The 8,494-nt window shown below is 67.5% G+C and carries 6 protein-coding genes and 1 pseudogene; 5 read left to right on the forward strand and 2 right to left on the reverse strand.

Annotated elements, in window-relative coordinates; all coding sequences use genetic code 11:
• Positions 1 to 330: 330 nt before the first annotated feature.
• The 3 genes from ACZ4N4_RS45720 (at position 331) to ACZ4N4_RS45730 (ending at position 5,674) form a co-directional block, all read left to right on the forward strand.
• Positions 331 to 4,764, forward strand: coding sequence for a YncE family protein (locus ACZ4N4_RS45720; protein WP_467600645.1), 4,434 nt, complete (start codon positions 331 to 333; stop codon positions 4,762 to 4,764).
• A gap of 223 nt (positions 4,765 to 4,987) precedes the next feature.
• Positions 4,988 to 5,185: a hypothetical protein gene (locus tag ACZ4N4_RS45725; protein ID WP_467600648.1), complete on the forward strand. Its 198-nt coding sequence runs from the start codon at positions 4,988 to 4,990 to the stop codon at positions 5,183 to 5,185.
• Positions 5,186 to 5,344: 159 nt separating this feature from the next.
• Positions 5,345 to 5,674 (forward strand): hypothetical protein, encoded by a 330-nt coding sequence (locus tag ACZ4N4_RS45730; protein WP_467600650.1) that lies wholly within the window; start codon positions 5,345 to 5,347, stop codon positions 5,672 to 5,674.
• A gap of 85 nt (positions 5,675 to 5,759) precedes the next feature.
• Here ACZ4N4_RS45730 and ACZ4N4_RS45735 read toward each other — a convergent pair whose 3' ends face one another.
• On the reverse strand, positions 5,760 to 6,203 hold the full coding sequence (locus tag ACZ4N4_RS45735) for a hypothetical protein (RefSeq protein WP_467600653.1): 444 nt from the start codon (positions 6,201 to 6,203) through the stop codon (positions 5,760 to 5,762).
• Between the two features lie 372 nt (positions 6,204 to 6,575).
• Positions 6,576 to 6,764 (reverse strand): annotated as a pseudogene (locus ACZ4N4_RS45740) (transposase); the annotation flags it as partial.
• Between the two features lie 126 nt (positions 6,765 to 6,890).
• On the opposite strand from ACZ4N4_RS45740, the gene ACZ4N4_RS45745 reads away from it, so the two are divergent.
• Both ACZ4N4_RS45745 and ACZ4N4_RS45750 read left to right on the forward strand, forming a co-directional pair.
• Positions 6,891 to 7,094 (forward strand): hypothetical protein, encoded by a 204-nt coding sequence (locus tag ACZ4N4_RS45745; protein WP_467600656.1) that lies wholly within the window; start codon positions 6,891 to 6,893, stop codon positions 7,092 to 7,094.
• A 50-nt stretch (positions 7,095 to 7,144) separates the two neighbouring features.
• A complete protein-coding gene (locus ACZ4N4_RS45750) occupies positions 7,145 to 8,398 on the forward strand; it encodes an IS701 family transposase (RefSeq protein WP_467600659.1) in 1,254 nt (417 codons plus the stop codon).
• The last annotated feature ends 96 nt before the right edge of the window (positions 8,399 to 8,494 follow it).

Consider the following 8,494-nt stretch of genomic DNA (forward strand, 5'->3'; position numbering starts at 1 on the left):
TGGGCACTGATGGACCAGGCCGAGGCGAATCCCATGCGAGGACCGTACGGTGCACTACTGACACTCACCCGCCGTCGTCGAGAGCGCATGGGGCTACGTCCTCGGCTCGCTGAGCGTCCTTCCGAGGACAGCCGAAAGCCCCCTGCGCGAGGAGCGTGCGCATCTCCCGCTCCTCGATCAGTCGTCCATCTCGCCCGGGTGAGGCGTACAGGTGAAGTTTGCGGCGAGTTGCGGAGGACTCGCTGAATCGGCGCACATGCTGGGATTCCGGTGTCGACTCCGCCTCTTGGGGGCCTCATGGACCACGGTTTCGCGCCCGACGGATTTGGCGTGATCCCCGGGGTGGTGCCCGTCGTCGGGTTGCCTGAAGCGTTGCCGGACGGGGCCGTGCTGCTGGTGTACGGGCAGGGCCTTCGAGTGCTCGTGGCCGAAGGGCGATCGGTCCGCGCCTTCGTACTGGAACCCGACCACGCTAATCGCAGGCTCCGGGCCCGCGAACGCGGCGGTACGCAGACACCGTATCCGGTCCGGGCCCTGGTCGCGCTCGACCATGTGGTGGTCGCCATCGGGGACGCGGACGGCCGGACCGTGCTGAGCCGACTCACCGAGGACGGGACGGAGCAACTGGCCGAGGCGCCAGGGCAGTTCGCGGAGGTCGACGCCGCCGCTGGCACCCTCGTCCTGGCCGTCGGCACGGACGAGGGCGGCATGCTCTACCGGATCGACGCGGACACCGGTCGCATTCTGGCCCGGCGCCCCCTCGCGTCCGCCGATGTCGAGGTGAACGTCGACGCCTCCGGGTCACGGTTGACGGTAACCGATCGGGAGGCGCGCACGGTCCGCGTGTTGACGGCGGAACTCGCAGACGAGCCACGTCCCACTCGCGCTCGCGGCGAGGCATGCGGACCGCAGCCGCCCCACGAGCATCACCTGCCTCAGCACCACGAGTGCGACCGCTGCAGGTGCCGCGAGTGCTGCGGATGCTGCCGTTCGGCCCCGACAGCCGACCCGTGCCGCCGCGGCCCCGGGCCCGGCCCCTGCCCCTGCCCCGAAGACGGCATGGACGGCGCGCCGCATCCCGGCAGCACCGCGGTGCCGGGCCCCGACGGAGGCGTGATCATCGGCGGCGGTGGTCAAGTCGACCACGTGGGCGATCCCGAGCATCCGGGTACGGTCGGCGACCCGTCCACAGGCGGCGTCATCCCCTGCTCGATCAACCTGCTGTGGCAGGTATACCGGCTGATCCGCGTGCACCGCGACATCCTGGCCATGGACGCCTCCGGCCGACACGCGGCGGTACTCGCCACCGAACCGCTGTGCGTCCTGCACGAGCGGGTCTCCGGCCGGGGCGTCATGCAGGCGGCTGCCGACGCCGAGGCGCCGCTGATCCTCGTGCACCACAGCGCTGAAGGACGGTGGGAGCAATGGCAGTTGACGAGCTTCGCCGACCATCTGCCGACGGTGCTGACCGAACCTGGGCTGATCGCGCCGCTGGACACCAAGACGCATACGGGCACGCAGACGCTGTCCCTGATGACTGGGCATGCGAACACGTTCGGCCCGGTCGACATCCTGGTGTTGCCCGTCGTGGAGGGCGCGCAGACGTATACCGGGAGCGACCTGGCCGGGTTCGCCGCATACCTGCGTCGGGTCATGGTGCCGGAGGCCCTCTCCTATTACCGGGAGAACAGCTTCGAGCAACTCAAGGGCATGAAATTCAGGGTCTTCGGCGACGACGCCGGGCCCAAGGGCGGCCCCCTGGTGTTGCCCCGTTCCCGGCTCGTGGACGACTATTTCTGGCCGGAGTTTGTGCCCGCGGCCCAGCTCCTACACCGCGGCGGCTTCGCGGCGACGTCGGGTCTGGTGCTGGACGGCCGCGAACGGCTCGACATCGTGGTGCAGCCCAACAGCAGCCCCGGACACACCCACCAACTGGAGTTCGCAGCACTGGCTTTCACCCGGAAGGAGGCGCTCTTCCCGGTCCAGGTCCGGTTCACCGGCAGCGAGCGCCTGGCGATGACGGTCACTCCGCCCACCGGCCCCGACCTGAGCCTGACGCTGAAGTTCACCCCGCTCACCCTGGACCTGAACGAGGCCACCCTGGGGAACGACCTTGGCGCTCTGGAGACGTACCTACACGGTGTGTTCCAGGCCGCGGAGACGGCCGCCGGGGCGGGCCCGCTGTTCGCCGCGCCATCGGCCAAGCGGATCCGGCGTGCGGAGGCCTACTTCGGCACGCTGGCGGTGACCGTACGGGCGGCGGCGACCTCGGGCCGGCGGCTCGCCGTACGGAACCTGACCGCGAGCGGGCTGGGCGGCGTCGACCCGATCGGACTCACCGGTGCACTGTCGGGCACCTTCGACGGCGCCGCCGGAACCACAGCCCAGCTCTCCTCCTACCTAAACCTGATGGTCGACCTGGCGCGCGAAAAGATCCCGATCGCACCCGCGCAGAGCGAGATCGGCGAGATCGCGGTGGGCTGGGACGCGAGCTCGGCGACGTTGACCACCACTCTTCCGGTGAGCGCGTTCGCCGGTGGCCCCAAGGCGTCCCTCACGCTGGGAACGACGCAGGAACTGGGCGACTTGTTCACCACCACCTCCGCTCGGGCCAACAGCGCGACCACCATGAACGACGCGAAAGCACCACGGGATACGGCCCAACTGTTCAATGACGCCTTCGATGCCGCGGTCGCCCGCGTCCGGGGCGCCGGGCAGAACGTCACCCAGGCCTTCGGTAAATATCACGTCATCCTCGTGATGCAGGTCGAACCCGCGGTGACCACCGCTGGTGACGCGAAGTCCGTGCAGCCGTGGGAGGCGTGGAACGTCTCGCCCGCGTCACGGCCGTTCGATCCACGCGGCGTCGAGATGATGTACACCGCGCACACTGCGGACAAGACGGTCGACAAGCAGGCAGTGTGGTCACTGGTCTTCTTCGCCAAAGGCAAGCCGAACAACGCGGTGATCTGCCACGAACTCGGCCACGGCCTGGGCTTTCGCGACCTGTACTGGCAGACCGGATATCGGGACGAGCTGGACTATCTCGACCGCTGGGCGATGATGGACAACCACGTGGGATTCCCGCACCACTGCGGCTATCACAAGTGGCAGGCCGGGTGGATCCCGGACAACCGGGTACTCACCATCGCGCCGACCGATGCCGGCGCGACCAGCACCACCGATCTGTTGCTGATGCCGGTCGAGTTCTGGGGCCCGTCGCTCCCCTCCATGGCGCGGCAGGCCTTCGGCGTGCCCGCTGGCTTCCCTACCGCACACCTGGTCAAGCTCGATCTCGGCGGCGACGGCGAGATGTTCGACTTGATCGAGGCGCGGACGAAGGGCGTGTACTTCAGCCAGAACCTGCCGGCGGCGCCGGCCGTACTGGTGACCAACGCCTTCGACTTCCCCATCACCGAGCGATACGCCTCCGACACCGGCTATCGGCGCGAGGTGCAACTCCTCAACCGCACACACTCGTTGGCCAACCCCGGCGACACCTTCGATCTGGGTGCCGCGCCGGAACTGCCCGAGAAGGGCATCACCGTCACAGTCGCCGACGTCAAAATCGTCGCCGGCGTGCCGATCTTCCGCCTGACCGTGCAACGCACCAACTCCGCATTCGTCGATCTGTATTTCACTACCGGCGACCCCTACTACAAGAGCCCGGATCTCTACGTCGACTGGCCCGGCGACAACGGCCCCAACGGCACGTCCGACAACGATCCGGCGCACTATCGCCGATTCCCGCCCGGTGCCCCCGTCGACCAGGGCGAGCAGATCCACGTGCCGCCGCGCACCCGAGACCCGAAGAACACCAACGAACTCCACTGGCTCGTCGGGCGGCTGCGCAACCGCGGGCAAGTCGATGCAAAGCAAGTGCGGGTGGTGTTCAAGGTCGCCCAGCCGTACGGCGCGGGCGATCGCGGCGTCAACTTCGCACAGGTCGCGGAAACGACGATCGACACCGTTCCGGGCGGGGACGTGCCCGTCGACGTCGTGGTGCCCTGGCTGGTGCCGCCGGACTTCAAGGGCCACTCCTGTCTGGTCGTCGAGATCGCCGACTACAAGATCGACCGGGACAGTGGGGGCGCGGCCCTCGCCTCCGGCGACCACTGGACGCTCAACAACCACGCCCAGAAGAACGTCGACCAGATCCTGCCGCTGAGCACGAGTCCCTACAGGCCGGTCACCTTCGAGTACGCGGTGCACAACTCCGGGCCGACCGCCGAACGAGCCTACGTCGAACCCGACGGCCTCCCGTACGGCATGACGCTCACCGTCTCCCCACCCGAGCATGAGATCCCACCCGGCCGCACAGTGCGGTTCGCCTGCACACTGGAGGTGGACGAGCACGTCGTGGACGCGGGCTGCGGCAGCGACCGCCGCTTCCGTCTGACCACCTGGCGAATCGACCCGGAGAGCAGCGTGCCGTGGGGCGGCGTCGAATTCGAGGTACGCCCGCGCAAGGGCGTGAAGGTCGGCCTGACCGGATCGTGGGACTACAACGACGAGATCACCCTGACCGGCACGGTGACCCCCAAGCCCGGCGCAGGCACGGTACTTCTGCGCCTGGCCTTCGCCGACCAGGACGCCCGCTGGGTCACCGTCCCGCTCACCGCCGCCGGGACGTACGCCTGGACCGGCATGGCGCCCACCGGGAGCTTCCTGCTAGCCACCCAGACCCTGTGCCCAGGCAACCGCCGTTTCGGAACGGCCCGTTCCGCGCCGCTGGAGCTCAAGGCGCCTCCAGTGATCCACTGAGTTTCCTCGTAATCGGCTCGTCTCTGCACGCATGGACCGTTCATCTCGGCACCGGCCCGGCTGATGGCAAGCACCTGCAAGAGGCCGACCGCTGCCCGGGACCCGGCACGTGCCGGGACGCCATACGGGAAGCGAGGATCACGGTTGCGGGCCGTTGACGATCGCGGACCTGCTCAGGTGATTGCCGCAGTCCCCGAATGGCGCGAGCGTAGATCCAACGGGGGTGCGCCTCGGCTACGACAGCAGCTGCCTCGCTTTGTCCACGATCAACCAGGCCGACGAGGTGCTCGCGCGGGCGGAGACACGCGGACACGCCACGGCGGCAGGGGAGTTGACTCTGTACGCCACCAGCCTGCCGGGCGTACGGGTGTGGCTGTCCTCTCTCGACGGGGAACTGCTGGTCGACGTGTCCCCGTTCTGAGCCGACACCCCTACCCTGGTGGTGTTTACCTCCACCGGTGACCAATTCCCAGTCACCGACCGCCCGATCTGCCCGGTAAGGGGGTTCCGGTAAGGGGGTTACTTTCGGCTATGCCACGGGCGGGTCCTCCGCCGTGTCCGAGACGGAAGGGACCGCCGAGTGACCTCCGAGCGCGAAGCGATGGTCGCCTTCCTGCGTGGCCGGTATGCCGAGGGCATCCGCATGGCGGACGACATCGCCGGGGTCCTCACCGCCCAGGCAGCCGAGGGCCGCATGGGCCTCACGCCAGCACAGGCTGACACACAGGCACGGCACGGCGTACACGCCGCCGAGACGCGTTGCCGTTTCTTCGAGGAGACCGTGCTCCCCCACCTGGGAACGGACGGCCCAACCGGGCAGATCGCCGAACTGCAACTCCATCTACTGGTCGACGAACATCGCGGAGCACCCGGCCATGACGAGCGCTGGCGCCTGTACCCGCTCCCCTGAGCTCTCCTCCCCCGCGCTGCCGGAGGTCAGCTACTCAGTTCGCCAACCTGCAGCGGTGGTGGGAATCGCCTCCCCGCTGTGGGCATCATCCCGGGGCACCTCCTGCTGCCCGTTGCTGTGCGTCAGCAAGTACCCCGGCAGCCTTCTCGTTGGTCACCATACGCAGGGGCGCATAGGGGAAGTCTGGTCCCCACTTCGGTTGCCAGCCTGGGGCGTTCCGGTACAGATGCAACAGTGAGTGGATGCCGCGCCGCACGGCACCCTTGTGGGCTGGCCGCCTGACGGAGGTGAGCGTTTCCAGCTGATCGACGATGCGCTGCAGCAGATCGGCGTAGGCACCTGCGCGACGGGGCCCCCAGCTGAAGATGAACTGGATCTGCTCATCCGTGAAGCCCTCGCTTTTCAGCGCGTTGACCATCTTGTCCGTGGGCTCGGGCCAACCGTCCGCAACGACGAGAGCGAGCGCCTCGTCGGTCTTGATGCACTCGCGTAGGTACTGGATCTGCTGGCGCAGGGTGTCGTCTCGCATGCGCGGCATCATCGCGCCTGCTGAGGGCCCTCGGGGAGGCACTTCGTGAACCGCTGCCGAGTTTGAACCCGGTTCAGTGAGCTCTTCGCGCACAGGAGCACCGTCACGCGGCGTCAGGCGTCCTAGCCCCCTCTGGGCCGGGGCCTGCGAGCTGTGGTTGGACGGCCAACTGACGGGCGCCAGGGTGAGCCGCGAGTGCTGCGGCTCTACCGGAACGCGTGCTGCGTTGATGAAGTGGAGCCGCGCGGCCTCGGACGGCACTCACGCCAAGGCCTTCGAGGGATCGATCTGGAGTAGAAGCGGACGGGTTCGGGCGGAGCGGTCCTTCGAAATGTCGGTGAGAACTGACACCGCGAAGGGACGATCCCTAGTCCTCCAGCACGTCTGTCCGGAGCCGAACCCCAACTCCAGCGGCAGCACTTGCCAACTGACGTCGTTGTAGAGCACGTACAGGATGTCCTGCAGGCGCCGCCGGTCATCCACCGGCCTCTGGCCGGGACCCTTCCGCGGCCACGGCGGCAGCAACGGCTCGATCAGCTCCGACAGTTCATCCTCTACGATCCACGGCCGATTCCCCACGCCTCACGAATGACGGAATCGTAGTACCGGTCACGCCCAACCAGCGCCCATCCACAAGATCGTGTTACGAGTTCTTGTTCGTTGCTATGGTGTCGAACCCGCTGATTTATGCGCGAGGGTGAGATGTGGTTTATTTCTGGTTTAGCGTTCGATGTGGTATCGGCTTTGAGAGACAACGGCTTGCCGGAGTTTGGCGCTGAATTCAAGTGTGCGGGCGATGCGATCGACACCGCCAGCCTTGCTCTGGCGCAGAGCGCTCTTGAAGTTCTGTTCCTGCGTGCCCGTCATGCGGGACATGAGGTCGTCGCTTAGTACTCCAGTCAGAAATCGTGTCCTGAGCTGCTTCTTCTCGTTGTCCGGTCGTGGAGGGGATTAGTGAAGTCGAGGGCTGGGCTGCGGAGTTGGAGTCCGCCTTCGCTCGGGTAGCGGGCCGGTTCGGTCGTGCGGATCTGCGGTGGCGGATGCGGGACTATGTCCGAGGCCTGCTGGCGCCGGTGGGCCGCAAGAACGGCTGGCAACTGGCCGAGTACGCCGGACATCGTGACCCTGCTGGGCTGCAGCACCTGCTCAACGGTGCCCGCTGGGACGCCGATGCCGTTCGAGACGACCTGCGCGAGTACGTCGGGCAACAGCTCGGCCCGGACGGCGTGCTGATCATCGATGACACAGGGTTCATCAAGAAGGGCACTACCTCGGCCGGGGTGTCCCGGCAGTACACCGGCACGTCCGGAAAGATCGACAACTGCCAGATCGGTGTCTTCGCCGCCTACGCCACCGGCCATGGCAGAGCCCTCGTCGACCGCGAGCTCTACCTGCCCAAGTCCTGGACCAAGGACCGAGAGCGGTGCCGGGAAGCGAAGGTCCCCGACGAGCGCACCTTCGCGACCAAGGGCGAGCTGGCCAAGGGCCTGGTCCGGCGCTGCCTCGCCGCGGGCCTGCCCGCCGCGTGGGTGACTGCCGATGAAGCCTACGGACAGGACTGGTCCTTCCGCCGCCTGCTCGAACAGCTCGGCGTCGGCTATGTCGTGGCGGTGCCGAAGTCCCAGCAGATCAAGTCCCTGGCGGGCTTCTGGCGCATCGACCAGCTCATCGAGGAAGCACCCGCCGACGCCTGGCAGACCTTCTCCTGCGGCGACGGGGCCAAGGGCCCGCGCGTCTACGACTGGGCCGCCGCCAAACTGCCCCCCAACATCATCTTTGACCCGGACCCACCTACCCATCACCGCTGGGTGATGGCCCGACGCAGCCTGTCCGACCCCAGCGAGCTCGCCTACTACCTCGCCTACGCACCCGCCGGCGTCGAGGTCGGTGAACTGGCCCGCGTTGCCGGCTCACGCTGGGCCATCGAGGAGTGCTTCCAGGCCGCGAAGAACCAGTGCGGCCTGGACGAGTACGAGGTCCGACGCTACGTGGGCTGGTATCGCCACATCACCCTGGCCATGCTCGCCCATGCCTTCCTCGCTGTCCTCGCAGCCCGGGCCCTGGACACCGCAAAGGGGGCAGCAGAAACGACACCACCAGCCTCATCGCCTTCACCGTGGCAGAGATCCGGCGCCTGCTGGACACTCTCCTGCCCCACCCCAGACCCCACCAGGACCGACAACTGCACGCACTGAACTGGTCCCACTGGCGCAGACGCCACCAAGCCATAGCCCGCCGCTGCCACTACCGAAGAAGAACCAGCCCAGAACACGAAATCTGACTGGAGTATT

Source organism: Streptomyces sp. NPDC026538 (genome assembly GCF_055567535.1).